The organism is Fructobacillus pseudoficulneus, from assembly GCF_900108455.1.
Taxonomy (GTDB): domain Bacteria; phylum Bacillota; class Bacilli; order Lactobacillales; family Lactobacillaceae; genus Fructobacillus; species Fructobacillus pseudoficulneus.
Genome location: NZ_FNWS01000004.1, coordinates 22,854 through 49,580, shown reverse-complemented (window position 1 = coordinate 49,580; position 26,727 = coordinate 22,854). Strand labels below are relative to the sequence as shown.

The 26,727-nt window shown below is 44.9% G+C and carries 26 protein-coding genes; 20 read left to right on the top strand and 6 right to left on the bottom strand.

Translation table 11 applies throughout. The annotated features are described in order from the left end of the window. Window positions 1-30 precede the first annotated feature (30 nt). On the bottom strand, window positions 31-1,491 hold the full coding sequence (gene zwf / locus BLW39_RS04560; RefSeq protein WP_059378735.1) for a glucose-6-phosphate dehydrogenase: 1,461 nt from the start codon (window positions 1,489-1,491) through the stop codon (window positions 31-33). Window positions 1,492-1,694: 203 nt separating this feature from the next. On the opposite strand from zwf, the gene BLW39_RS04555 reads away from it, so the two are divergent. The 8 genes from BLW39_RS04555 (at window position 1,695) to dnaB (ending at window position 9,810) form a co-directional block, all read left to right on the top strand. Next, complete coding sequence (locus tag BLW39_RS04555; RefSeq protein WP_059378733.1) at window positions 1,695-2,909, top strand: MFS transporter; 1,215 nt, start codon at window positions 1,695-1,697, stop codon at window positions 2,907-2,909. Between the two features lie 6 nt (window positions 2,910-2,915). After that, on the top strand, window positions 2,916-4,292 hold the full coding sequence (locus BLW39_RS04550; RefSeq protein ID WP_059378731.1) for a Na+/H+ antiporter NhaC family protein: 1,377 nt from the start codon (window positions 2,916-2,918) through the stop codon (window positions 4,290-4,292). A gap of 181 nt (window positions 4,293-4,473) precedes the next feature. Beyond that, complete coding sequence (gene rpsF / locus BLW39_RS04545; protein WP_059378729.1) at window positions 4,474-4,770, top strand: 30S ribosomal protein S6; 297 nt, start codon at window positions 4,474-4,476, stop codon at window positions 4,768-4,770. 31 nt (window positions 4,771-4,801) lie between these two features. Continuing rightward, on the top strand, window positions 4,802-5,326 hold the full coding sequence (gene ssb, locus BLW39_RS04540; RefSeq protein WP_059378727.1) for a single-stranded DNA-binding protein: 525 nt from the start codon (window positions 4,802-4,804) through the stop codon (window positions 5,324-5,326). 30 nt (window positions 5,327-5,356) lie between these two features. After that, window positions 5,357-5,620: a 30S ribosomal protein S18 gene (rpsR, locus tag BLW39_RS04535; protein ID WP_059378726.1), complete on the top strand. Its 264-nt coding sequence runs from the start codon at window positions 5,357-5,359 to the stop codon at window positions 5,618-5,620. A gap of 136 nt (window positions 5,621-5,756) precedes the next feature. Then, window positions 5,757-7,790: a DHH family phosphoesterase gene (locus BLW39_RS04530; RefSeq protein WP_059378724.1), complete on the top strand. Its 2,034-nt coding sequence runs from the start codon at window positions 5,757-5,759 to the stop codon at window positions 7,788-7,790. A gap of 80 nt (window positions 7,791-7,870) precedes the next feature. Continuing rightward, window positions 7,871-8,323, top strand: a complete 453-nt coding sequence (gene rplI / locus BLW39_RS04525; protein WP_059378722.1) for a 50S ribosomal protein L9 — start codon at window positions 7,871-7,873, stop codon at window positions 8,321-8,323. Between the two features lie 2 nt (window positions 8,324-8,325). Further along, entirely contained in the window at window positions 8,326-9,810 is a 1,485-nt protein-coding gene (dnaB, locus tag BLW39_RS04520) for a replicative DNA helicase (RefSeq protein ID WP_114666323.1), read from the top strand. A gap of 51 nt (window positions 9,811-9,861) precedes the next feature. Here dnaB and BLW39_RS04515 read toward each other — a convergent pair whose 3' ends face one another. After that, window positions 9,862-10,359: an aminoacyl-tRNA deacylase gene (locus BLW39_RS04515; protein WP_059378720.1), complete on the bottom strand. Its 498-nt coding sequence runs from the start codon at window positions 10,357-10,359 to the stop codon at window positions 9,862-9,864. A 93-nt stretch (window positions 10,360-10,452) separates the two neighbouring features. Here BLW39_RS04515 and BLW39_RS04510 point away from each other — a divergent pair, with 93 nt between their 5' ends. The 8 genes from BLW39_RS04510 to BLW39_RS04475 all read left to right on the top strand — a co-directional run bounded on the left by BLW39_RS04510 (window position 10,453) and on the right by BLW39_RS04475 (window position 20,677). After that, window positions 10,453-11,181 carry a GntR family transcriptional regulator gene (locus BLW39_RS04510; protein ID WP_059378718.1) on the top strand — a complete coding sequence of 243 codons (729 nt, stop codon included), beginning with the start codon at window positions 10,453-10,455 and terminating at the stop codon, window positions 11,179-11,181. Between the two features lie 210 nt (window positions 11,182-11,391). Further along, on the top strand, window positions 11,392-13,845 hold the full coding sequence (locus BLW39_RS04505) for a phosphoketolase family protein (RefSeq protein WP_059378716.1): 2,454 nt from the start codon (window positions 11,392-11,394) through the stop codon (window positions 13,843-13,845). Between the two features lie 115 nt (window positions 13,846-13,960). Beyond that, on the top strand, window positions 13,961-14,779 hold the full coding sequence (locus tag BLW39_RS04500; protein ID WP_059378712.1) for a Cof-type HAD-IIB family hydrolase: 819 nt from the start codon (window positions 13,961-13,963) through the stop codon (window positions 14,777-14,779). A 127-nt stretch (window positions 14,780-14,906) separates the two neighbouring features. Continuing rightward, a complete protein-coding gene (locus BLW39_RS04495; RefSeq protein WP_059378710.1) occupies window positions 14,907-15,890 on the top strand; it encodes a ribose-phosphate diphosphokinase in 984 nt (327 codons plus the stop codon). Between the two features lie 179 nt (window positions 15,891-16,069). Then, on the top strand, window positions 16,070-16,783 hold the full coding sequence (gene yycF / locus BLW39_RS04490) for a response regulator YycF (RefSeq protein ID WP_059378708.1): 714 nt from the start codon (window positions 16,070-16,072) through the stop codon (window positions 16,781-16,783). Between the two features lie 45 nt (window positions 16,784-16,828). After that, window positions 16,829-18,706, top strand: a complete 1,878-nt coding sequence (locus tag BLW39_RS04485) for an ATP-binding protein (protein ID WP_059378707.1) — start codon at window positions 16,829-16,831, stop codon at window positions 18,704-18,706. A gap of 68 nt (window positions 18,707-18,774) precedes the next feature. Further along, the gene (locus BLW39_RS04480) at window positions 18,775-19,917 is read left to right on the top strand and encodes a S1C family serine protease (RefSeq protein ID WP_059378705.1); all 1,143 of its coding nucleotides are present in this window, start codon (window positions 18,775-18,777) and stop codon (window positions 19,915-19,917) included. 118 nt (window positions 19,918-20,035) lie between these two features. Next, on the top strand, window positions 20,036-20,677 hold the full coding sequence (locus BLW39_RS04475) for a deoxynucleoside kinase (RefSeq protein ID WP_059378702.1): 642 nt from the start codon (window positions 20,036-20,038) through the stop codon (window positions 20,675-20,677). 38 nt (window positions 20,678-20,715) lie between these two features. On the opposite strand, the gene BLW39_RS04470 is transcribed toward BLW39_RS04475, so the two are convergent. Beyond that, entirely contained in the window at window positions 20,716-21,672 is a 957-nt protein-coding gene (locus BLW39_RS04470) for a nucleoside hydrolase (protein ID WP_059378700.1), read from the bottom strand. A gap of 77 nt (window positions 21,673-21,749) precedes the next feature. Here BLW39_RS04470 and BLW39_RS04465 point away from each other — a divergent pair, with 77 nt between their 5' ends. Continuing rightward, the gene (locus tag BLW39_RS04465; protein ID WP_059378695.1) at window positions 21,750-22,748 is read left to right on the top strand and encodes an NAD(P)/FAD-dependent oxidoreductase; all 999 of its coding nucleotides are present in this window, start codon (window positions 21,750-21,752) and stop codon (window positions 22,746-22,748) included. A gap of 28 nt (window positions 22,749-22,776) precedes the next feature. Here the strand turns inward: BLW39_RS04465 and BLW39_RS04460 are convergent, their stop codons facing one another. Both BLW39_RS04460 and BLW39_RS04455 read right to left on the bottom strand, forming a co-directional pair. Continuing rightward, on the bottom strand, window positions 22,777-23,193 hold the full coding sequence (locus BLW39_RS04460) for a hypothetical protein (protein ID WP_059378693.1): 417 nt from the start codon (window positions 23,191-23,193) through the stop codon (window positions 22,777-22,779). Next, window positions 23,171-23,737 carry a type I phosphomannose isomerase catalytic subunit gene (locus BLW39_RS04455; RefSeq protein ID WP_059378691.1) on the bottom strand — a complete coding sequence of 189 codons (567 nt, stop codon included), beginning with the start codon at window positions 23,735-23,737 and terminating at the stop codon, window positions 23,171-23,173. The genes BLW39_RS04460 and BLW39_RS04455 overlap by 23 nt, the downstream gene beginning before the upstream one ends. 257 nt (window positions 23,738-23,994) lie before the next feature. Between BLW39_RS04455 and BLW39_RS04450 the strand changes: the two genes are divergently transcribed. From BLW39_RS04450 to BLW39_RS04440, 3 genes are all read left to right on the top strand, one after another. Next, complete coding sequence (locus BLW39_RS04450) at window positions 23,995-24,519, top strand: LysM peptidoglycan-binding domain-containing protein (RefSeq protein ID WP_059378689.1); 525 nt, start codon at window positions 23,995-23,997, stop codon at window positions 24,517-24,519. 110 nt (window positions 24,520-24,629) lie between these two features. Beyond that, complete coding sequence (locus BLW39_RS04445; protein WP_059378687.1) at window positions 24,630-24,848, top strand: hypothetical protein; 219 nt, start codon at window positions 24,630-24,632, stop codon at window positions 24,846-24,848. Next, window positions 24,845-25,252 (top strand): peptidoglycan amidohydrolase family protein, encoded by a 408-nt coding sequence (locus tag BLW39_RS04440; protein ID WP_059378686.1) that lies wholly within the window; start codon window positions 24,845-24,847, stop codon window positions 25,250-25,252. Before BLW39_RS04445 ends, BLW39_RS04440 begins: the two co-directional genes overlap by 4 nt. Window positions 25,253-25,294: 42 nt before the next feature. Here BLW39_RS04440 and BLW39_RS04435 read toward each other — a convergent pair whose 3' ends face one another. Then, the gene (locus BLW39_RS04435; protein WP_275936414.1) at window positions 25,295-26,389 is read right to left on the bottom strand and encodes an MFS transporter; all 1,095 of its coding nucleotides are present in this window, start codon (window positions 26,387-26,389) and stop codon (window positions 25,295-25,297) included. Window positions 26,390-26,727: the final 338 nt, after the last annotated feature.

Genomic DNA, 26,727 nt, shown 5'->3' with positions numbered 1-26,727 from the left:
GTGATTGGCCAGTGCCTTTTTAATATCGAATTATTCGCCACGGAAAACCCAGGCGTCACCATTCTTAGCCAACAAGTCATCAGCGGCTTGTGGACCCATGGTATCTGATTCATAAATTTCAAGTGGTGCCTTATCGGCGGCATAAACGTCTGAAATGGCGTCGGTAAACTTCCAAGCAGTCGCAACACCGTGCCAGTCGGCGAAGTTCGAACCGTTACCGTCCATGGCATCGTGCAACATCCGTTCGTAAGGAGCGGGTGTGATGGCCTTTTGTTCGGCAGTTGGTGCCCAGTTCAAGTCGATTGTTTGCGTGTTGAAGTTGTCAGAAACTTCCTTCGCGTTCAATGACCAAGTAATCTTCTCGTCAGGTGAAACAACAATTGAAAGAACCGTTTCTTGTGGTTCTTGGGCTGAGCCAAATGAGAAGGCACCGGCCTTGAAGACAACGTCGATTCGAGTGGTCTTCTTAGTCAAACGCTTTCCTGAACGAACGTAGAATGGAACGCCTTCCCAACGTGGTGTATTGAAGTGCAATTCACCGGCGATGTAGGTGTTTGTCTTTGAGTCGGCAGGAACATCTGGTTCTTGGTTGTAGGCAATGTGACCGGCAGTCTTACCAGCTCCATATTGACCACGAACGAAGTAGCGGTTAACACCGGCTTCATCATAAATTTCAAGAGCAGAAAAGGCGGCGTTCTTAGCGTCACGGATGGCAACGTCTGAGAAGTCCTTTGGTTCTTCCATCGCCAACCAACCGATGATTTGCATCGTGTGGTTTTGGATCATGTCCAATAAAGCACCGGCTGTATCGTAGTAGCCAGCTCGTTCTTCAACACCCAATGTTTCGGCCAAAGTTACTTGGACGTTCTTGATGTAGTCCTTGTTCCAAGCGTTGTTAATCAATGGGTTCCCAAAGCGGAGTGGGGCGATGTTCAAAACCATTTCCTTACCAAGGAAGTGGTCAATGCGGTAAACTTGGTCTTCATCAAAAGCGGCAGTCAATTCGTTTTGCAACTTTTCGGCCGTTTCATATGAAGTTCCAAATGGCTTTTCAATCATGATTCGGTTGTAGCCCTTGTCGGCCAAGAGCCCTTCAGACTTCAAGAATTGGGCGATGGTTCCAAAGAAACGTGGGGCAACAGACATGTAGAAAATGCGGTTGCCTTCAACGCCAAACTTAGCGGAAGCGGCTTCGATTGTCTTCTTCAAGTTAGCGTAGCCAGCAGCTTCTGTCACGTCGGAAGCATCATAAGAGAAGTGGGCAACGAAGGCAGCAACTTGAGCAGCATCTTGTCCATCTTGAACTGATTCCGTGACCATCTCGCGGTATTCTTCATCCGTCAAGTCTTGACGAGCTGTCCCGACCACGGCAAAGTTCTCTGCTAGATAACCCTTTTTGTAGAGGTTAAAAACAGATGGGTAAAGCAGGCGCTTGGCTAAATCACCAGTGGCACCGAAAAAAGTTACTAAGGTTTTAAGTTCTGCAACCATAAGAATCCCCTTTATCTAATTTGCGTTCGCTATCATTATAACGGAAACGCATCAAAAATTCACGAAAACCGGGAAAATTTAATATTGGAAAAACCCAGTGATTAAAACAAAGAAAGCACTTACATAAACGACTTAGATTGGACCCTTTTTATCAAGGATTAAATTAATTTCATGGTATACTTAGAAAATACAGGGAGGTCGTTATGCAGGTACAAACAAATAAAAAATTATCCGAGCGTTGGCTCTTAACCGCTAATTTAATAACCAATACTGGAAATTCAATGATTTGGCCGGTAACGACCCTTCACATGACTGTTTCTTTGGGGCAGGACTTAACGACCTCGGGAATCGTTATTTTTTTTAGTTCGCTCTTAAATATTTGTGGTGCTTTTATTGCTGGAAAGTTATTTGATTTCTGGCGACCATATCTATCACTGATCGGGGCGAATTTGATTGCCTTGGTTTCATTGATTGCCCTCTTTTTCCATAATGGCTGGCCAATTTTTGCGATTTTGATGATGACGGCCTCCTTTGGAATTGGGGCGACAACGACTTTGCTCAATGCCTATGCGACGACGATTCGGGGCAAGAACACCCGGGTGATCTTCAATAACATGTACATTGTCTTGAACGTTGGGGTTGTGATTGGAACCTTGGCCGTTGGTTATTTATTTGACTACGGCTTCAAATGGTTAATGCTCTTAGCGGCATCGTTGTTCTTCATCTTATTGGTGGTTTCAACTTTTGTTTTCAACGTCAATACTGATATGACGTATGAAGAGGAGGCTGAGCCAGCAACTGGTTCTGAGAAGGCTGAGCCGATTAAGCACGTTGTTCCTGTGGACAAGAAACCGGCTAAGTTTACGATGACACCGCTGCTTTGGTGCCTGGCCGCTTTCTTATTTGTGATTTATCTTTCCTATATGCTGTGGGAGACCGTCATGGCCCCACACATGCGGTCAATTGGGATTTCAACTCGTCATTATGCCGATCTTTGGGTCTTAAACGGCTTGACAATTATCCTATTTCAAAAGATAATTTCAAATTGGGCAAACAAGCACCCATATCGTCTTTCAGTGATTAGTGGTGGTTTTGTTTTTGCTTCGTCGTTTATCTTGATGCTCTTTGTTAACCAATTTTGGCAAATTGTCTTGGTCTTTGAACTCCTGACCCTTGGTGAAATGTTGGCCTCTCCTCAAGTTCCCGCTTGGGTGGCCCAACTGACGCCAAAGGAAGTTTCGGGTCAGGCGCAGGGCTTTGTCAGCATCATGATTTCATTGGGACGAATGGTTGGACCACTGTATGGTGGGATTATGTTGGACCATGGTTGGTTTAACCCGCTGTTCTTCTCTGTCTTTATCGCCATGATTTTGGCAAATATGGGTCTATTAATAATGGCTCGTAAGAAAAGGGAGTAGTTTTTTATGCAACAAAAAGTTAATAAAACGTTGGCTGTTGTCTTATTGGCCGGCGTTATTTTTATTTTGGCCGGTGGAATCATTGGCCTTGGTTTGGCGCCAATTGCACCTTTGTTGGTAGCGATTGCCTGGATCATCTTGGTCATGCGGCTAGCAGGTGTTAGTTTTAAGGATGCGCAATCCGCATTGATTCAAGGGATTGAAGCGGGAATTGCGCCGCTCTTTCTGTTTTTGTTAATCGGTTCGATGATTGCTCTTTGGCTTGGAACGGGTGTGATTCCAACGATGATTTGGTTGGGCTTCAAATTAATTAACCCAACTTGGTTCTTACCAACCGCCTTGTTGACCTCCGCCTTGGTGGGAACGATGATTGGTTCTGCCTTCACAACGATGTCGACTGTTGGGGTGGCTTTGATGGGGGTCGGAACGACCCTTGGTTTCAATCCGGCTTTGGTAGCGGGGATGATTATCTCCGGCGCAATCTTTGGTGACAAGAGTTCGCCATTAGCCGATTCAACGAACTTGGCTGCGGCTGTTTCTGGAACGGATTTGTTTGCGCACTTGCGGAATTTGATGTGGACGACTTTGCCAGCGATGGCCGTCACCCTATTTTTGGCCTTCTTCTTTGGTTTTGCTCACCATGCTGGTGCTGTGAACACCAAGACGGCTGCGGTGACGCAGTTGATTCAACCAACCTGGTGGACAATTGTGCCGATTGCCTTGATTTTGCTGTCAGCCTTGGCTAAAATTCCGGCCATTCCGTCCTTGTTAATTAACGTGACGGTCAACACCGTTTATTATTTGTTCTCTGGTCACTCGTTGACGGCCTGGGCGGACTTGATCGTCAAGGGCTACAAGACAAGCTCAACCAATCCAACTTTGATTGCACTTCTTAACCGTGGGGGGATGACGGCGATGATGGAAACCATCATGTTGATTATGCTCGCCTTGGCTTTGGGTGGCTTGCTTTCAAACTTGGGAATTTTACGGGCAGTGATGAACCCAATCGTTTCACGCTTGCACAGTCAAAAGTCACTGGTCTTTTCAACTTTGATGACGGGAATCGCTACCAACTTCTTGGTTGGGGAACAGTATCTGTCAGTGATGTTGCCGGGACAAATTTTTAAAGAGGACTATCGCCGCTTTGGTTTGTCGCCTTTGGCTTTGTCGCGGGCGATGGAAGATTCCGGTGCCATTGCCAATTACTTGGTGCCCTGGGGAGTCGCCGGTGCCTTTGCGAGCCAAACTTTGCACGTTTCGGTTTTGGCCTTTGTGCCCTTTACTTTCTTAGCGCTCTTCTCGCCGGTCTTCTCTTTGCTATCGGCATTAACGGGAATTGGCTTGCGCCAAGCGTCTCAGGACGAAGAAGAAGCAAAAGCATAATTTTTAATGAGTTGGTCTGAAACGGCCAACTTTTTTCGTCTAATCCAGTAATGGTGGAAATAAGTGTTGAGTGCTTGCAAAATAAGGACGGATTTAGTATAGTTAATGGATGTGAGTGCAGACAAATGCACGCACTCCTTGCAGCTGTTTGGCTGCCAGAGACCAAAAGGAGGAAATATACATGGCTACAGCATACGAATTAACTTATATCATTCGCCCTGACATGGAAGCAGATGCAAAAAAGGCGCTCGTTGAACGCTTTGACAAGATCTTGGCTGACAATGGTGCGACTGTTGTGAAGTCAGCTGATTGGGCTAACCGTCGTTTCGCTTACGAAATCGCCGGCTACCGTGAAGGAACTTACCACGTAATCAACTTCACTGCCGAATCAAATGAAGCAGCTAACGAATTTGATCGTTTGGCTAAGATTTCATCTGACATCTTGCGTAACATGATTGTGAAGCGCGACGCTGAATAATCTAAGATTCCACCGGGAAAGGACCTAGAAAATGATTAATCGAGTTGTTTTAATTGGACGGTTAACCCGTGATGTGGAATTACGTTATACCCAATCGGGTGTAGCAGTGGGTTCCTTCACTCTTGCAGTGAACCGGAATTTCACGAACGCCAATGGGGACCGCGAAGCAGACTTTATCAACGCCGTTATTTGGCGGAAGGCTGCTGAAAACTTTGCCAACTTTACCGGTAAAGGCGCCCTTGTTGCCGTTGAAGGTCGTTTGCAGACCCGTAATTATGAAAATAATGCTGGTCAACGAGTTTACGTGACAGAAGTATCTGTTGATAACTTCTCGCTATTGGAATCAAAGGCCGATAGCGAACGTCGCCGGGCCCAAAATGGTTCAGGTGCTAACCAAGACTTCTCTGGTAATAACCAGGACTTTGGTAACGCCGACCCATTTGCAAGCGCCAACCAAAATAATAATCAACAAAGTGGTAACCAAGGAGGGGCTAATCCCTTCGCGGCTAACAATAATTCAGAGATTGATATTTCTGATGATGACCTACCATTTTAACTTTAACTTCTAAGTGAAAGGAGAAGTACTATGCCTGAACAAAACGCACGTCCACAACGTCGTCGCCCACAAGGTGGACCACGCCGTCGTCGTAAGGTTGACTTTATTGCAGCCAACCACATCGAATACGTGGATTACAAGGATACTGAATTGTTGGAACGTTTCATCTCAGAACGCGGTAAGATTTTGCCACGTCGTGTGACTGGAACTTCAGCAAAGAACCAACGTAAGATCACTGCTGCTATCAAGCGCGCACGGATCATGGCTTTGTTGCCATTCGTCACTGAAGACTAATACGTTAAGAAAGAACCAAGACTTAGGTCTTGGTTCTTTTCTTTTACCAAAGCTAACAAAGAGTGCCGACCGACCTTTGTTCGATGATATGGTAAAATGAATATAACTAATTAAACGAAATGACTTTGAGGCATTCATGAAAACATTTTCGAACTTGCGGGCACTTTCCCGTTACCAACAGAATAAGACCTTTGTCATCGAGACAATTTGGGTTGCAGTTGTAGCGGCCATTTCGCTCATTTTGGCCTTAATGCTGAACTGGCTCTTTGGTTTGCTCTGGCTGCTGTTTTTAATCGTCTTTGTGGTGGTGATGCTCAAGGAATTGATTGAAAGTAGTCAATCAAGCGAGTCTTACTTAGAGGAGCTCACTTACCGAGTCAAGTCTGGTCAACAAGAGGCGATTATTGAAATGCCAATTGGGATTATCCTGCTTGGCCAAGGGGATCGGATTGTTTGGGTCAATCCTTATTTGCAATCGTTGCTTTTAGATGAAGACTTGATTGGCGAAAGCCTTTTGGAAGTCGATGGTGACTTAGCCTTTGCCATCAAAAACTTTTCAGAAGATAAGCAGAACCGCTTCACTTGGCTTGACCGGTCATTTGATTTGGCCTACCAAAAGAATCTGGGTGTGATTTACCTGTTGGATGCAACAGAGAACGTGACCTTAGGCAAGGACTTGGCCGACCATCGTTTGGTAACCGGCCTAGTTTCCGTTGATAACTACGAAGAAGTCACAGAAGGAATGCCGGATTCAGAGACTTCAAAGCTGCGAACGGAAGTGACCGGGCAGTTGACGGATTGGGCGAAGAAGTATGACCTGTATGTCCGCCGACTGTCGCCCGTGACCTATTTGTTGATGGGTTACCAGCGTGACTTGGTCAAAGCAGAAGATGATAAGTTTTCCGTGGTGAAGACCGTCCGTGAAGGAACCGCTCAAAAGAATTCTCCTTTGACCTTGTCAATGGGAATTGCTTATGGTGAACAAGATATTAATTCTTTGGTTCAACTTGCCCAAACCAACTTGGATTTGGCCCTCGGACGTGGTGGTGACCAGGTGGTTGTGAAGGCTGAGGATGCGCCTGCTCGTTTCTATGGTGGAACGACCAATCCAATGGAAAAGCGGACGCGAGTTCGGGCCCGGGTGATTTCACAAACAATTGCGGAATTGATGGACCAGTCTGATCAAATTTTTGTAGTGGGTCACAAGACACCCGACATGGATGCGATTGGCTCTGCCATGGGACTGTGGCGCTTTAGCCAAACCCGTGACAAGAAGGCCTACGTTGTTGTCGATGAAAGCACCGTCTATTCCGATATTCAAGCTTTGCTAGCCACGGTTCGTTCGGATCAAAGTGGTGACGACGCCGGGGAAGACCTCGGGGTTTCCTTCATTACTGAAAAAGAAGCGCTGGATTTGGCAACCGAAAAGTCATTGTTGATTTTGGTTGACCACGCTAAGGAACAGTTGGATGGCGCTCCGGACTTGCTGCACAAATTGGCGGCTCGCGTTGTGATTATTGATCACCACCGTTTGACGGAGGATGCTCTGCCAGAAAAGCCAATTTTGACCTATATTGAACCATATGCTTCCTCAACGTCTGAATTGGTAACGGAACTCTTGCAGTACCAAAACCAAAAGAATGCCCCAATTACACCGTTGGAAGCCACGGCCATGTTGGGTGGAATCCAAGTCGATACCAAGAACTTCGTCTTGCGGACTGGTTCTCGAACTTTTGATGCGGCATCATACCTGCGGGCCAACGGTGCTGATAATGAATTGATTCAATCCTTCTTGAAGGAAAAGTTCTCAGACTTTAAGGCGCGGGCCGAATTGGTTCACTTGGCTGAAATCAAGAACGAGGCTGCTATTTCCGTTGGTGATGACGACACGGTTTATCCTGGTGTCATTACCGCGCAAGCCGCCGATGAATTGCTACAAATCGAAGGCGTTAAGGCTTCATTTGTTATCACTAAGCGTGATGATGGCCGGGTCGGCATTTCTGCCCGCTCAAATGGGGACTTCAACGTCCAAACGGTCATGGAAGACCTTGGTGGTGGTGGTCACTTATCAAATGCGGCCACACAAATGGCTGATGTTAGCACAACTGAGGCTTACGACCAGTTGGTACAAGCCATTGAAAGTCAGGAAGAAGAACAGGCTGCTGAATAAACTTTGACAGTTGTTTTTCTGCTTATTAAAATAAAACAAAAGTGATTATTCTTTTAGTGGGATAGTCCAAGGAGGCACAGATGAAGGTTGTATTTCTAGAAGATGTTAAGGGTCGCGGAAAAAAGGGCGAAGTCAAAGATGTGCCGGACGGTTACGCCAATAACTTTTTGATCAAAAACAAGAAGGCAGAACCGGCAACAGGGAAGAACCTGGGTGCTGTTAAGGGTCGCCAAAAGGCCGAGGAAAAGTGGGCCGCCGAAGAATTAGCTGAAGCCAAGAAGCTGAAAGACTTTTTGGAAGACGAAAAGACGGTTGTGACGATTAAGGGGAAGGCTGGTACCGACGGTCGCCTCTTTGGTGCGGTTTCAACCAAGCAAATTGTTGCGGCTTTGGCTGACCAGTATCAGATTAAGATTGATAAGCGTAAGTTGTTGTTAAACCAACCAATTCATGCCATGGGTTATGTGACGGTACCGGTTAAGGTTCACCGTGACGTGATGGCAGACTTACGTGTTCACGTTAGTGAGGGATAGAGATGGCAGACGTTTCTGTAATGGGAAATGAATATCGCCAAGCACCCAATGATGAAGCCGCTGAACGAGCGGTCTTGGGTGCTATTTTCTTTGATGTAAAGTCGGATGCGGCCATGGTGGCGGCGGAAGCAATTCTGGAACCAAGTGATTTTTACCGGCAAAAGCATCAGGAAATTTTCAAGGCCATGCGACTTTTGGTCGAAGAAGAGCGACCAATTGATATTTTGACTTTGCAAGATAAGTTAAACGCCATGGGCCAACTGGAAAATATCGGTGGCGTTGCCTACCTGGCGGAGCTGTCTCAGTCAACGGCATCGGCCGCCAATTTGAAACACTATGCCCAAATTGTCCATGAAAAGGCGATTTTGCGACGGATGATTCAAACGCTAACGGACTCGATGTCACTAGCTTACGATGGGGCGGAACGTTCATCCGATTTGTTGGAAGATTTGAACCGGCAATTGGACAAATTGGCCCAAAATCAGGGTGATGACGATTTGCGGCGGATTAAGGATGTCTTGAATGAATTTCAAGAAAATCTGGAAATTGCCCGCGATAACGACAATGATATTCTGGGAATTGCTTCCGGGTATCAGGCCCTTGACGAGTTGACCAACGGTTTCCGTGAAGATCAGATGATCGTCATCGGAGCCCGGCCAGCCGTTGGTAAGACGGCCTTTGTTTTGAATATCGCCAAGAACGCTGCGAAGACTGAAAAGAAACCGGTAATTGTCTTTTCATTGGAAATGGGGGCCACCGACTTGGTTACCCGTTTGGTAGCGGCCGAAGGTGGGATTGATTCCCGTAAGCTGACAAATGGTGATTTGAGCGAGCAGGATTGGGCCAACATGACCGTGGCGGTTCAGTCATTGGCCAACATGCAGATTTATATGGACGATACGCCTGGAATCCGAATGTCGCAAATCGCGGCTAAATTACGGAAGTTGGAACGCGATGTTTTGTCTGGCATGTCCGAAGCAGAGCGCGATGAAAATCCACACCCACTTGGGTTGGTCATGATTGATTACCTTGGTCTGATTGAGTCTGCCAACAACGAAAACCGGCAGCAGGCGGTTTCCGAAGTTTCCCGTTCCATCAAGAAATTGGCCAAGGAATTGCGGACGCCAATTATTGCCTTGGCCCAGCTTTCGCGAGGCGTGGAGCAGCGGCAAGATCAGCGACCAATCCTATCGGATTTGCGTGAATCAGGTTCGATTGAACAGGATGCTGACATTGTTGCCTTCTTGTACCGTGATGACTACCATCCCGGCCGGGGTGGCGACGATGGTGCAGAAGGTGGCGAAGCGGAAGAAGAACAAGATGTTGTCCCAATTGAAGTCTTGGTCGAAAAAAACCGTGCCGGTGCACGTGGTAAAGCTGAATTGATGTTTAATAAGCCAACCTTCAAGTTTTCGGATATGGCACCAAGTTTCCGTGGTAATAACGGTGGACCTGGTCCAATTCCGGATATGACGGGTGGCTGGTAAGTTCCAAATAAAAAAGTTCCTCGTTTTGATTTGAACGAGGAACTTTTTTATTTATTCAGTTAGGTCGGCAAATGGCGCCTGAATCATTGCGGCCAGTTCAGCCGGATTGAGGCGGTCGGACCGACCCAATTCACCCGCCGAGACAAGGAAGAAGTCAGCGTCTTTGGCGTGGTTATCAAAGTAGATTGGAAAACCGTGGTTGTGCCAAATACCAACGGGGTTGTTGGCACCATGGACGTAACCGGTAGTGGCTTCTAGCTCTTTTAGTGGCAGCATGTGCGTCTTTTTATTGCCGGAAACGGCTGCTAATTTTTTCATATCGAGTCGTTCGGTCAAGGGTACCACTGCGACTAAGGGGCCAGTCTTGTCACCTTTAACTGCTAGTGTCTTATAAATATCGGACTCTTGAATGCCCAAAACCGCCATTTGTGCATCGATTTCCTCTTGGCTGAGGTCGATTGCGTTCAATTCAACGGGGGTATAGGCAACTTTATGCTTATCAAGCACTTGTTCTGGTAGTGTTTTTTTATCTTTTTTCTTCTTAGCCATGGTCTTATTTTAGCACAAGCCGCTGAAAGTAGGGGTAGAACGTGTAACCAATTTGATAAACTGGTCGGACCAATTCGTGCTAAAATAGAGCTTATGTCAGAAGCAATTTATGTCACGGTGCAAGCCGATATTAAACAAAAAATCTATCAGGGTGCTTATGAGGACCTGAAATTACCGGATGAGCGCAGTTTGGCTGAAAGCTATGCCGTTTCTCGGTCGTCAATCAAACGCGCTTTAAATGTTTTAGTCCAGCAAGGAATTATCTTTAAGAAGCGTGGATCTGGAACCTTCGTGAATCCTTTGTACCTGAAAAACCAGGCCATTTTCCAACACGAAGGGTCTAACCTGGGCGTTTCCGATTCGTTTCGGATTAATGGCCAGGCGCCAAGTATTGAATTATTGGACTTCCGGGTGATTCCCTCAACACCAGAACAGCAGTCTGCCCTTTTCTTGAAGGAAGGCGATTTTGTTTATGAAATTAAACGACTGCGTAAGTTAGACGGCGTTCCCTTTATGATTGAGTACGGCTATGTGCCGATTTCGCTCTTGCCGGGTCTCAATCGGGAAACGGTCTCAAAGTCGATTTATGAATATGTTGAGAAGAAAAAGTCAAAGACCGTCACTCGATCTTTCATGACCATCATGACAGAACCCTCCAATGAAGAAGAACAAAAACTATTGAAATTGAAACGGACGGAACCGGTCGGCATCATGGAAGGTATTTTCTTTATGGACGATGGAACCCCGTTGGAATATTCTAATATGCGTTTGCATTATAAGTATCTCCGCTACAATGCCTTCGTTTCCTTGGGTTCTGAATAAAGTTTCCAAACAAAACAAATATAAATGTTGGATATTTAGGAATTGGACCGGTCCAATTATTCATCTTATCCAACCAAAAACGAAAAAGTTAGGCCCAATGGGCTTTTTTTCTTGAATCAAAAGATTACAGTCGATATAATAATACTTGTAAATATATATCCGGAGTTTGCAGAAGCGGGCTTCGTTGAAAGAAAAAGGAGTACTATTTACATGGTTGATTACAACTCAAAAGAGTACTTGGAACTTGTTGACAAGTGGTGGCGTGCAACCAACTATTTGTCAGCTGGGATGATTTTTTTGAAGTCAAACCCATTGTTCTCAGTAACTAACACACCTATTCAAGCAGAAGATGTTAAGGTTAAGCCTATCGGGCACTGGGGAACAATCTCAGGTCAAACTTTCTTGTATGCTCACGCTAACCGTTTGATCAACAAGTATGACTTGAACATGTTCTACATCGGTGGTCCTGGTCACGGTGGTCAAGTAATGGTTACCAACGCTTACCTTGATGGTGAATATACTGCAGATTACCCAGAAGTTACTCAAGACTTGAAGGGTATGTCAACTTTGTTTAAGCGTTTCTCATTCCCAGGTGGAATTGGATCACACATGACTGCTCAAACTCCAGGTTCATTACACGAAGGTGGAGAATTGGGTTACTCATTGTCACACGCTTTTGGTGCTGTTTTGGATAACCCTGACCAAATCGCTTTTGCGGTTGTTGGTGATGGTGAAGCCGAAACTGGTCCATCAATGACTTCATGGCACTCAATCAAGTTCTTGAACGCTAAGAACGACGGTGCCGTTTTGCCAATCTTGGACTTGAACGGATTTAAGATTTCTAACCCAACTGTGTTCTCACGTATGTCAGATGAAGAAATCAAGAACTTCTTTGCAGGTCTTGGTTACTCAGCTCGTTTCATCGAAAACGACGACATCCATGATTACATGACTTACCACGAAAAGGCTGCTGATATCTTCGATACTGCTATCGAAGACATCCAAGCTATCCAAAAGGATGCTCGTGAAAACGGTAAGTATGAAGATGGTACAATTCCTGCATGGCCAGTGATTATTGCTCGCTTGCCAAAGGGTTGGGGTGGACCTACCCACGACCAAGCTGGAATGCCAATCGAAAACTCATTCCGTGCCCACCAAGTTCCATTGCCTTTGGCACAAGGAAAGTTGGACACATTGCCACAATTCGAAGAATGGATGAACTCATACAAGCCTGAAGAATTGTTCAACGCTGATGGTTCATTGAAGGATGAATTGAAGGCTATCGCTCCTAAGGGCGACAAGCGTATGTCAGCTAACCCAATCGCTAACGGTGGTCGTAAGCGCGGTGAAGATCTTAAGGATCTTGACTTGCCAGACTGGCGCGATTACGTAAACGACATCAACGCTGACAACCGTGGAACTATCTTGCCAGATGGTAACCGCAACATGGACATGTTCACTTTGTCAAACTACCTTGAAAAGGTAATGCAAATGAACCCTAAGTCATTCCGTGTCTTTGGTCCTGATGAAACGATGTCAAACCGTTTGTGGTCATTGTTTGATACTACTAACCGTCAATGGATGGAAGAAGTTAAGAACCCTAACGACCAATACGAAGCCCCAGAAGGCCGTATCTTGGATGCTCAATTGTCAGAGCACCAAGCTGAAGGATGGCTTGAAGGTTACACTTTGACTGGTCGTGTTGGAATCTTCGCTTCATACGAATCATTCTTGCGCGTTGTCGACTCAATGATTACTCAGCACTTCAAGTGGTTGCGTCACGCTTCAGAACAAGCATGGCGTAATGACTACCCATCATTGAACTTGATTTCAACTTCAACTGCCTTCCAACAAGATCACAACGGTTACACTCACCAAGATCCAGGTATGTTGACTCACTTGGCTGAAAAGAAGTCAAACTTCATCCGTCAATACTTGCCAGCTGATGGTAACTCAACTTTGGCAGTGATGGAACGTGCCTTCAGCGAACACTCAAAGGTTAACCACATGGTTATCTCAAAGCAACCACGTCAACAGTGGTTCTCAGCTGCTGAAGCTGAAGTGTTGGCTACTGAAGGTTTGAAGGTTATCGATTGGGCATCTACTGCACCATCAGCTGATGTGGACATCACATTTGCTTCTGCTGGTACAGAACCAACAATCGAAACTTTGGCCGCATTGTGGTTGGTTAACCAGGCATTCCCTGAAGTTAAGTTCCGCTATGTAAACGTTGTTGAATTGCTTCGTTTGCAAAAGAAGTCAGAATCAGCAGGAAACGATGAACGTGAATTGTCAGATGACGAATTCAACAAGTTCTTCCAAGCTGATACACCAGTTATCTTCGGATTCCACGGATACGAAGACTTGGTTGAATCATTCTTCTTCGAACGTAAGTTCCGCGGTGACGTCTTTGTTCACGGATACCGTGAAGATGGTGACATCACAACTACTTACGACATGCGTGTTTACTCACACCTTGATCGTTTCCACCAAGCTAAGGAAGCTGTTGCTGTCCTTGCAGACCGTGGTTCAGTTGATCAAGCTGCTGCCGACACATTCATCACTAAGATGGATGACATCTTGGCAAAGCACATGAAGGTGACCCGTGAAGAAGGTCGCGATATTGAAGAATTCACTAAGTGGCAATGGTCTGCTTTGAAGTAATCCTTTAATACTTGAAAGAATCGCTCCGGCGGTTCTTTTTTTGTACTTTTTAATCCTCAATGCCTCAGTGATTTTTGCTATAATTGACATAATCTTGAAAGGGGTCAACAACTTCATGAATCCAATAAAACTTGTTTCGATTGATATTGATGGGACACTGTACAACGACAATCGTGAAATTACGCCGGCTGTTAAAAAAACGATACAAAAGGCCACGGCTCAGGGCGTCTATGTCGTGATTACGACTGGACGGCCAGAAACCGGCGTTAAAAGCATTTTAAACGAATTAGACTTAGTTGGCTCTGATCATTACGTTATCACCCATAATGGGGGCTTAGTCCAGACGACAGACGGTCAAAAAGTGTTGCACCGTGCCGCGTTGTCATGGGAATCGTTCCAGCAAGCACAACGGTTTGCAGCCGAGAACAATGCATACATCCAGATTGAATCGGATACGGATGCCTATACGATTAATCGTTATGTGAACGTCTTTGCTAGTCAGGAAAATTTCGTGGTTAACATTCCGTTAACGGTGAAAGATAGCCTAGCAGAATTGAAGGAAGTGCCCTTTGTCAAGGCAATTGCTATCGGTGAAAAGGTCTTTATGGATCAAGTGCAGGCCAAGGTACCAGAACAATTGGCCATTGATGCCAACGTGGTGCGGTCAACGCCTAATAATTTGGAGTTCATGAACAATGATGCTTCCAAGGGACAAGCGCTGCTGGCACTGGCAGAAGAGCTGGGCATTAACCAGTCTCAAACAATGGCCATCGGTGACCAAGAAAATGACTTTACCATGATTCAGGCCGCCGGAATTGGGGTGGCAATGGGTAATGCCATTCCTGCGATTAAAGAAGTTGCCAATGCCGAAACCGCTGATAATAATCATGATGGGGTTGCCAAGGCAATTGAGCGTTTTGTTTTGGCTGATTGATCATAAAAGTACAAAAGAACAGTATTTGAGGGCGACTGATGAAAATTCAGTCGCTTTTTTGCCCAGTTTTACCCAATTTATTGTTATAATAAATAGGAAATCGTCGTTTCTTTTATGGAGTAACATAATGCCTAAGTCAAACTTAAAACTCTTTTCTCTCTCATCGAATCATCCCTTGGCTGAAAAAATTGCTGCCGAAGTGGGCGTGCCACTTAGTGATATTTCAGTGAAGCGTTTTGCCGATGGTGAAGTTCAAATTAACATCGAAGAATCCGTTCGTGGAGCCGATGTTTTCGTGATTCAGTCAACGTCACAACCGGTCAATGACAATTTGATGGAATTGTTGATTATGATTGATGCTCTTAAGCGGGCTTCAGCTAATCAAATTAACGTCGTCTTGCCATATTACGGTTATGCACGACAAGACCGAAAGGCCCGTTCTCGCGAACCAATCACCGCTAAGTTGGTTGCCAACATGATTGAACGTGCCGGGGCAACTCGTGTGATGGCATTAGACCTTCACGCTGCCCAGATTCAAGGATTTTTTGACTTACCAATGGATCATTTACAGGGCGCACCTTTGCTAGCTGATTACCTGATTGAGACAGGAATTGCTGATAAGGAAAATGCCGTTGTTGTTTCACCGGATCACGGTGGGATGACCCGAGCCCGCAACTTGAACAACATGCTTGGCTTGGAAGCACCAGTGGCCGTTATTGACAAGCGTCGGCCAAAGCCTAACGTGGCGGAAGTTGGTTCAATCGTCGGGGATGTAGCCGGTAAGACAGCCATCATGATTGACGATATGATTGATACTGCTGGAACCATTACCCAGGGTGCTCAGTTGGTGATGGAACATGGTGCTAAGGAAGTCTACGTAGTGGCCTCACACGCCGTTTTCTCAGGACCAGCTTTGGAACGGTTGCAAAACTCCGTCTTTACGAAGGTCATTGTGACGGATTCAATCAACTTACCGGACTCAAAGAAGTTCGATAAGTTGGAAATTGTCTCAGTTGGGGAATTGATTGGTGAAGCAATTCGCCGTGTGTCAATGAATGAAGCAATTAGTCCAATGTTTAAGCACCGTTTCCGTCGTCGGACACAAGAATAACAGTGTTTCACTGCGACAGCTTTTTAGAAACAAATTAAATAATCACAAAGAAAAAAGCCCATCTTTCGAGAAACAAGTCGAAAAGTGGTCTTTTTTGTGAATAATATTCATAAATCAAGTTAAATCCGAATATAATATGTTACAATAACGAATGAAAAATGTTTTTATTGGAGACGCGTATGTATAAAATTTTAGTGGTTGATGACGAAAAGCCAATCTCTGACATCATCAAGTTCAACTTGGTCAAGGAAGGCTACGAAGTAGTTACTGCAGGTGACGGTGCTGAAGCATTGGAACTTTATAAGTCCGATAATCCTGATTTGGTTTTGTTGGATCAAATGTTGCCTGAAGTTGAAGGGATTGAAGTTCTACGCCAGATTCGGGCGAAGGACAAGACACCAGTAATTATGGTGACGGCCAAGGATTCTGAGATTGACAAAGTCATTGGATTGGAAATGGGAGCTGACGATTACATTACCAAGCCATTCTCAAATCGTGAATTGGTTGCCCGTGTCAAGGCAAACTTGCGTAACCGTCATGTGCCAAGCCGGACAGATGATACTTCAGTAAACCAAGAAGATATCCAATTGGGTAACTTGGTGATTCATACTAAAACTTACATGGTTACCAAGGATGGTGTTGATCTTGAATTGACTCATCGTGAGTTTGAATTGCTTTCATATATGGCACAACACATCGGTCAAGTGATGAACCGTGAAAACTTGTTGCGTCAAGTATGGGGTTATGACTACTTTGGCGACGTACGTGCAGTCGATGTGACGGTTCGTCGTTTACGTGAAAAAATTGAAGACGTTCCTTCACATCCAGTTTGGTTGGGAACACGTCGTGGGGTTGGTTATTACCTTTCTTCAGGAAAAAATCAAAACAAATAAATCGCATCAAATAAATAGAAGGGACAGGCAGCAGTTGTCAGGAATATGAAAGTCATTGTTAAACTCTTACAATCGATTCGATTCCGAATAACTTTTGTCTTTGTCCTTTTTTTGATTGTGATTTTGGAATCATTTGGCGTTTTCTTTGTTCATCAAATTGAACGACATGATTTAATGGCCAGCGAATCCGAGCTGACTTTGCCGACCTACGTTTCTAAGAAAATCACGGCTGGTTTGGTCGACAGTGATGATCCCGAAGCCCAAAGTCGGATGAAAACCGCCATCAAAGATTTTGATGCTAATTTGGTTCAAAACGTTGTTGTCTTTAACCAGGCAGGAAAAGTTGTTGCCAAGCAATCAAATAACTCAGCGTTGACGCCACGACGGTTGGACCAAAATGCTCAATTAGCCTTAGCTGGTGATAATTCTTATCAAAAGATTAAAACGCAGGACCAAGAAACGGGCCAAGGACAACAGGCGGTGGTAACGATGCCACTCTACCGTGATGGTAGCACAAAGCCGACTGCCAAAGATGAAAAGCCGATTGGATTAGCCATTGTCTACGCCGACTTAAATAAGGTCTATGCCAATGCCCGGCAGATCTTAGTGCTCTTTGTTTTGGCCGGCTTGTTAACGCTGGTGGCCTCTGTCTACTTGGCCTTTGTTTTGTCACGAACATTGACCCGACCAATTGAAATTATTAATAAGCAGACTGCTCGAATCGCGGCCGGTGATTATTCGATGATTAATGACATCCGCGGGTCTGATGAAATTTCACAACTAGCACAATCGGTTAACAAACTATCAAATCGAATTGCGGAATCAACCGAAATCATCAGTAATGAACGCAATCGTCTGCATTCAGTCCTGCATCACATGTCTGATGGCGTTTTGCTGACCAATGCCAGTGGACAGCTCTTGATTATTAATCAAGCCGCCACGACGATTTTAGGCATTACTGAGCAGGACGCTTTGGGACAACAGGTCCTAGACTTGATCCAAGTTCCTGAAAGTATTAATGTCCAAGAAATGGTTCAAACCCGAAAGCCGATTATGGTTGAAATCGGGCATCGATCGATTGAAATTAGTGTTTCGCCAGTTAAAAATCCATCGGGATTGATCAATGCGACAGTCCTGATTTTGCACGATATTACCAAGCAAAAGAAGATTGACCAAGACCGACGTGATTTTGTTTCGAATGTCTCCCATGAATTGCGGACGCCATTAACGTCGGTTCGTTCTTATATCGAAGCTTTGCTGGACGGCGCCAAGGATGATCCACAGATTACGGAAGAATTTTTGGAAGTGATTCAGGGCGAAACGGAGCGGATGTCACGAATGGTGGCGGATTTGCTTGAGCTATCGCGGATGGATCAGGGAACTATGGAAGTGAAAACGGAAATTGTTGAGTTAAACGCCATGTTGAACTCGATTTTGGATCGTTTTGACATGATTTTGCTATCACCAAATGCGCAATTTAGTGATAACCGGAAGATTAAGATTGTTCGTGAAATCCCTGAAACACCAGAATTCTGGGTTGATATCGATTACGATAAGATGACGCAAGTGCTGGATAATATTATGAACAATGCGGTCAAGTATTCACCCGATGGTGGGACAATCACCGTCTCTTTGGAGAAGGTCGGTCACAAGGTTCAAATCAGTATTGCAGACCAAGGGCTGGGAATTCCTAAGGAAGACCTGACTCGGGTCTTTGGCCGTTTCTTCCGGGTTGATAAGTCGCGGTCACGCGCGCAAGGTGGTACGGGTCTAGGACTTGCGATTGCCAAAGAAGTGGTGGAAACACTCAATGGAGAGATTTGGGTTGAATCCGAAGAAAATAAGGGATCAACCTTTAAGCTGACTTTTAATTACGTTGAGGATGAACTGTTATTAAGTGGCAAAAATTGGGACGATGACTGATTTTTGTTACTTAATCTTAACTTAACGTCTACTTGCTAAACTAAGTTCAGCTAAAAATGGAGACTGATATGCAAAAGAATTTGACCAATTTAATTTTGGCAGGCGCCTTTGCCGGGTTATTAGGTGGAGGTGCTGTTTTAGCGGGGCAAGAAGTTTATCAAAATTATCAAGTCACGCATAGCCCGGTTCGGACCAAGTCGACGAAGACAGTCGCACTTTCTTCTAAGGACACGGCAACGTCTGCTTATAATAAGGTGGCCAATTCTGTTGTTTCAGTGATCAATTTTAAGAAATCTGGCAGCAATTCCTATACAGAATCGTCTGAGGGTTCAGGATTTGCTTATAAAAAGGCAGAGGGTTCTGCCTTCATCGTGACCAACAACCACGTGATTGATGGTGCTGATAAGATTCAAGTGATTACCAATGATAACAAGACGGTTACTGCGGAATTGGTTGGAAAAGATTCCCTAACTGATTTGGCGGTATTGAAGATTAGCGATTCAACTAATATCTCAACTGCTAGCTTTGGTGATTCAGGTAAAATCGCCGTTGGTGAAAAGGTTTTGGCAATCGGGTCACCATTGGGTTCGCAGTATGCATCATCTGTGACGGAAGGAATTGTTTCCGCTACCAAGCGTTTAGTGCAATCAGACGATGATAGTGGTCAAAATTACGGCGGTTCAACGGTTATTCAAACCGATGCGGCCATTAACCCCGGTAACTCAGGAGGTCCGTTAATTAACCTAGCGGGACAGGTCATTGGAATTAATTCGATGAAACTGTCGACCTCATCTAACGGAACCGCAGTTGAGGGAATTGGTTTTGCCATTCCTTCTGATCAGGTTGTCGATATTGTTAATAAGCTGGTCAAGGATGGTAAGGTAACTCGTCCGGCGCTTGGAATCCAAATGATTAACTTGTCACAGGTTCCAGTTGACGAGCAACAATCTTCCTTGAAGATTCCAAACAGTGTTAACGGTGGGGTAGTCCTTTATAAGGTCAATAGCGATTCACCGGCTGACAAAGCGGGCTTGAAGAAATACGATGTCATCGTTGGCATCGACGGCAAGACTGTTTCGAACCAGGCTGATTTGCGTGAAGAACTTTATACGCACAAGGTTGGCGATAAGGTCACGTTGACCTTCTATCGTGGTACTGCGAAGAAGACAGTAACGGTTAAGTTGAATCAAACACTCAAAACACAAAATTAATAAAAAAGGCTGAAATTTCCAGCCTTTTTTCTTTGCAAAAAATCTGACAGAAGACCGCAAATGCGGGAAGGTTTTTGCTATACTTGAGAGAGCGATAAATGAGGAGATTGATGAACAAATGATTGTATTGGCCGGGACGATTGGCGCTGGGAAAACCAGCTTAACAGAAATTTTAGCAGAGCACCTTGGTGGGCAGGCTTACTATGAAAGTGTGGACAACAACCCAATTTTGCCACTCTTTTACCAAGACCCCAAGAAGTATAGTTTCTTGCTACAAATTTATTTTCTCAATACTCGTCTGGACCAAATTCACGAAGCGCAAAAGCACGAGAATTCCGTTTTGGACCGATCAATCTTTGAAGATGCATTGCTCTTTCAGTTGAATGCGGATTTGGGACGAGCTACCCAAACAGAGGTCGATATTTATAAGGAACTGGTCAACAATGTCTTAGAAGAAGTTTCTGAGGATAAGAAGACCAAGACGCCTGATTTATTAATCCATGTCCGGGTTTCTTTGGATACCATGTTAGCTCGAATTAAAAAGCGTGGTCGTCCATACGAACAAATTGAACAAGATCCAGATTTGTATCAGTACTATGCCGACTTGAATGCCCGCTATGATGCTTGGTTTGACCAGTATGACCGGTCACCAAAGCTGGAAATTAATGGTGACGAGTTAAACTTCGTCGAAGATGCAGCGGCTAAGGAAAAGGTTTTGGCCTTAATTGATGCCAAATTAGCTGAAGTTAATCAAAAATAATGCACAAAAAAAGCTTAGCAATCGCTAAGCTTTTTTCTTTAAGCTAAGACCTTCAACATCATTTGTTGGAAGTCGTTAACAAAGCGGTCTTGGTCAACCAAGATGGCTGCTTTGGAAATAGTTGGCTCTAACAACTTGGCCTTATCACCAATTGTCCGGCCGTAGTCGCCGCTTTCCTTGTCATAAGTAACCTGCATGTTGAGATCAAGGGTAGTGACATAAGAGGGGTCAACGGATACCGCTACAGCTAATGGATCGTGGAGTGCGGCTCCTTTTTTATCAATATCTAGGTTATAATAGGCATCAATATAGTAGTCCATGATGTCGGCATAGTTTTGTCCGGCTGTTGTGCCTAAGTCACGCCACTCTTGAGTGTGCTTCTTAGTTAACAGGGTCCGCAAAGTGACATCCAAGCCGACCATGGTCAGATTGTGCTGCTGTTTGAAAACAACATCGGCTGCTTCTGGGTCTTGGTGAATGTTGGCTTCTGTAAATGGTGTCACATTACCGGGAACTGTGAGGGCGCCACCCATTAAGGTCGTTTGACCAATCAATTCTGCAATGCTTGGATCCTTTTCCAATGCCTTAGCAAGGTTGGTGAGGGGACCAGTTGGTAGGTAAATGAGTTCATCTTGGTATTGATGGGCGGCTTCAATTAAGAAGTCGATACCATTCTCGGAATCTACTTGGCGATCAGAGGCGGCCACTTGGACGTTGCCAATACCGTTTGTTCCATGAATGGCTTCAGAGATGGGCATGACGGTGAAAGAATCAGTTGTTGATGAATGTGTTTCACCAACAAAGACGGGCACGTCATGGGCGCCAAGTAAGTCAAGTAGGTCCAGTGAATTCTGAGCAGTGACATCCGTGAGGGCGTTACCATAGGTAGCGATGATACCAATTAAATCGATGTCATCGTGGCCAACCGCATAAGCTAATGCGAGGGCATCGTCGATACCGGTGTCTAGGTCTAAAATCATTTTTTTGCGGGACATTGCGCAATCTCCTTCAGTTTGGGTACGCTTTCATTATAACAAAAAATAATCGAAAAACACGAAGAAAGACGGATAAAATGGAAAAAACGTACGACATTATTATTGTAGGCGGTGGTCCTGCTGGCATGTTTGCCGCTTTTTATGCTTCTTTGCGCAATATGCGGGTTCTTTTATTAGAAGCGTTAACGGATTTAGGGGGGCAAATTCAGACGCTCTACCCAGATAAGAAAATTTGGGATGTAGCCGGAGTGCCGGGGATTTCTGGTCGTGGATTAGTCGAACAATTACAAGAACAACTAAGCAAATTCCCCGTTGATGTTCGTACCGAAGCAAAGGTGAGCGACATTGCTTGGCAAAATGATCAATGGCAATTAACCGTTAATGAGGGTGAAGCTCTTTATCAGGGGCGGTCGGTCATTTTAGCAACCGGAAAAGGGGCCTTTGAGCCCCGGCGCCTGCAAATTGAAAACGAAAAAGAGCTAGAAGGTCGTGGACTATCTTATTTTGCGCCTGACTTATCGATTTATCGGGGGAAAAAGGTCGCCGTCCTTGGTGGTGGTGATGCGGCAGTTGACTTGGCCACGCAACTTGATGGCATTGCTGCTGAGACGTATTTGATTCATCGACGCAACCAGTTCCGGGCCTTAGAACAGGCGGTGCTCGGTCTTGAAAAGACGGATGTTATTAAAAAGACGCCCTTAAAGGTCGCTAAAGCAGTTTTGCAAGAGGACCAACAGCTGCGGTTAACATTAGAACACGTTAAAGATAAAAGCCAGGTTGAAGACCTGCTAGTTGACCAGCTCCTGGTCCAGTATGGCTTTTTGACCAAGGGACAAGCCGATATGGGTTGGCAAGTTGATTTGGACTGGGATGCTCAGGGAATTGTGGTGGAAGACCATATTAAGACCAAACAAGACAGGTTATTTGCGATTGGGGATGTCTCTTCTTATCCAGGTCATGCTGATTTGATTGCGACCGGCTTTGGCCAGGCGCCTGCAGCGGTTAATGCGGCGATTGCTGCGATTGACCCCGGCCAGGGGGGCCCCGGCCATTCTTCCTCAATGAATATTGATTAAAAAGAGCGTGCTTCATGCACGCTCCTTTTTATGAATGTGGCCAAGCGAGAAAGAATTCACCGTGGCCGCTTAAGTAGTAATAGTCATTTTCTGGCGTTAATAGTAAGGTGGTACCGGCAGTCAAAGTTAATCGTTGCCCATTAAAATTCAAATCAATCTCGCCAGCGACTGCTACTAACAATGTGAATGGTTGTCGGCAAGTAAGGCGACTTTTGCCACGGACAGACCAGTGATTAAGTGTAAAAGGTGGCTGATCAACAAGAGTTTTCACCACGGCTTGTTCGATTAATTCTTGTTTTTGATTGAGTTGCTGTTGACCCTGTGTCAAGGTAATGGCATCAATGCCTTGTTGCACTTGAAGGTCGCGCTTGTTTTGCGTGACTGGATCGATTCGATTGAAGTCAAACAAGCGGTAAGTCGTGTCAGCACTTTCTTGGATTTCCAAGGCGGTGATACGCACCTAAGGAGTGGATAGTGCCGGCAGGTAAGAAGAAAAAATCACCAGCTTGAACAGGAATGGTGGTGAGCACCCGTGACCAATTTTGGCTGCGGGCAGCTTGTTCTAATTGGGCTTTGGTTAAATGGTGATGGCCGAGAAAGATTTCGCTATCGGGTTCCGCGGCTAAAATGTACCAAGCTTCGGTTTTACCAAGGGCTTCGGGGCTCTTGGCTTGCGTCGGATGCACCTGTACAGAGAGATTTTGTGCAGTTGACAGCAGTTTAATTAAAAGTGGAAATGGCCGGCTGGTAGTTTCTGCAGGCTGAAATAAGCCTTGGTGGTGCTGCCATAGTTGGGAGAGGGGCTGCCGGAAGAATGCTTGTTCAGTTTGTTTTAATGAAATGGCAAAACTTTCACCGTGAGGGTGAGCAGAGGCTAACCAGACTTCGCCGATTTGGTGAAGATTCTTCGGGAGGTCGATGAAGTTGGTTAGGGTTGTTCCGGCCCAAAGTCGCTGGTGAAAGGTTGGCTCTAATTTGAAAATTGTCATAGCGGTTTCTCACAATTCGTTTTTCTCTTAGTATCCAGACAAAAGCGACTTACGAGATTAAAGACGTGGGCAAATGGCACAATTGACCATTTTCTTGGCATATTCATCATAAAAATGACAAATTATGTGTTTTAATACACTTTCCTATTTTCTAAAGAAAGTTAAGTAATGTTTAAAATCAAAGTAAAAGCACTGTAATGAAGGCGATAATCAGTTAGTATAAGGCTAAGGAACCAGGAATAATGGAGGTAAAGACCATGACGGAAAAGAAGCAAAACACGGCCGCTGGTAAGCGACTGATGTTTACCGCCGGGGCAACCACCTTGGCGGCAACTGGTGCGGTGTTTGGTGCGGCAGTATTGAACACGAACTTGTCGGCAAGTGCTGACCAGGTTCAGGATCAGTCAACGACGCAAAGTGATCAAAATAAGCAGTGGCAAGCGAACTCTGTTGACCAAGTGAAAGCAGAGATTCAACAGCAAGGCCACGGCCAAAGTATTAAAAACTATTCAGTGCAGTGGGGTGATACCCTGGACGTGATTGCTGAAGCTTATGGTGTTAGCACCGATGAAGCTGCCCAACAATTAGGTTTGCATGATGATACCGGTTTGTTGATTACTGGTTATCAATTAGGGAAGCAGGCACAGGTAATCCAAACATTGAAGGATACTGGTGTTTTGCTGTCAACTCAAAGCGACGTGCAATCCAACCAGACGCCAAGCGGCCAACCTGATTTGATTACGATGCAAAAGGGTACGCCAACTACCGACCAAGACCAGTAGCAGCTGACCAAAGTCAAAATTCTCAGGCCGCTGTCAATGGGCAGGTTGGTTCAACGGCCCCAAGCAGCCAAGCAGCGAGCCAATCAGCGGCAGCCCTAGCTTCACAATCAGTGGCTGATAGTCAATCTTTGTCAGTGGCAAATTCACAGGCTGCTGCCTCTCAAGTTAAGATGAATGTTGGGGCAACTCGTTCAACGAGTGCCACGCAATGGGCACAGTCTGCAGTTCAAAGCCGTAAAGTGGTGACCCGTGCGGCTAGCCAAAACGTGAACACGAACCAACAAGTGGCTGGTTCACAAAGTGCTGATTTGGCTTCGCAAACTCAATGACTGGATCACGAAACGGTTCTGATGGAACGGCGGACTGTTCTGGTGCGATGACTGAAGCCTTGTATGAAGCAGGGGCATCTAAGCCGGCCTATTTGTACAATACTGATTCTTTGCACGGTTACTTGCAACAGAATGGTTATCAGTTGATTTCAACCAACACACCTTGGAATGCTCAGCGTGGCGATATCGTTATCTGGGGACAACGTGGTGCATCTGGTGGGTCAGCTGGTCACGTTCAAGTGATTGTTTCAAATGATCCAAATGCTCGTGCTATTTCTGTTAACTACGCTACTGGTGGACAAACTGGTACAGCCGTTAAGGAATGGAATTACGATGCAGCCTATGACTACACTGCCAAAGAAAATGGTGGTAGCTTAGCCTACTACGTTTATCGACAAGCATAAAGAAAACGCCTTGAATAAATTTCAAGGCGTTTTTTCTTTTGATTAGGATTCCGGTTCTTGAAAGAATGGAATTGATTGTAAGAGCAAAATAATTGCTGCAGCAATTACTGCGCAAACGCGCATTGTATTGTTTTTACCAATAATGGAGTAGCCACCAACAAATAGGACACTACCAATTGGTGCGGCAACCATGACGACGGTTGTTAAAATACCCATCACGGAACTAATGGTTTTCGCATCAGTATTCGCCATCATCAGTGCACTTAACTGTGGGTTTAGTTTTCCAGTTAAATAGGTAGCTGAAAAGGATATGAATAGAATCCAAAACAATCCCAGGTTGAAGAATAACACTAAGTAGAGTAGCAGTAAGCAGGTGGCTGTTAGTGAAATCATACCTTTGAAATCAACATGCTTTAGTGGGTCGTTCACCAAAACAGATCCTAAGACATTACCCAAAACAAATGTAAGGTTGATTAATAAAATTGTGAAGCCAAAGTTAAAAGGGCTGACATAGGGATGGCCTAAAACATAAAGGGTTAGAATCCCGTCAATTGATGAGCCCAAGGCATTGACTAAAATGGTCGCAGAAACAACATGAACGGTTGGTAAGTGTGTGACTTTCCCAAAAAGACGAAGACCATCGATGATTCGGACTTTTTCAGTGGACTTAGCCGTTGGTTCCGACTGCTGTTCTGCCTCGTTGACGTTAAAATTTTGACGATAAATAAATAAGAGGCAAGCGGAAATAAAAAATGTGCCCGCGTTAATCAAACTACCAGCAACGTAGTTGTGTGTCATGGAGATATAAGTGACACCTAATGCCTGTCCAATTGGTTCAATGAAAGTTGGAATGCTTTGATAAATCCCCAAAGCCTGGCGACGATTCTTCTCTTCAACTTTTTGTTGGATAATTGGCAGTTTCATCAGACCAATGACATTGCCAGTTAAATTAGAAATTAGGTTCATCAGGATAGCAAAACCAATAAAGGTCTGGTTTCGCCGAAAAAGAATTGCCAATAGGATGAAGAACAAACTTTGCAAAAAGGTTAATGAAATAATCCAGCGCCCTTTTTTGTCGATGGCACTGGCGACCTTTCCTAAGAACATGCCAGCAAATCCTGGTAACACCGTGACAATGGAAACGATGGTGACTCATAAAGTGGGTGTAGGACTGCTTTTAGCAAGGAGAAGAAGAATGATGTTGAAAAAACTAATCCCAATTACTTCAAATAGAGTGCTAAAAGCAAGTCCTTGCATTGCTTTATTTTTGAACGTTGTTAACATAAAAGTCCTCACAAGAAATTGTTTTTAATAGCGGTTAGATGATTTTAATTAGTAAATTTTAATCTATAGTTAATCTAATTATAGGTGAGGAATTGAAAAAAGCAAGTGAAATATTCTAAACAAAAAAACAGACAGGTCTTTGGGCCTGCCTGTTCTTCGTTTTTAAACAAAAGAAAACCCTCACGTCATGA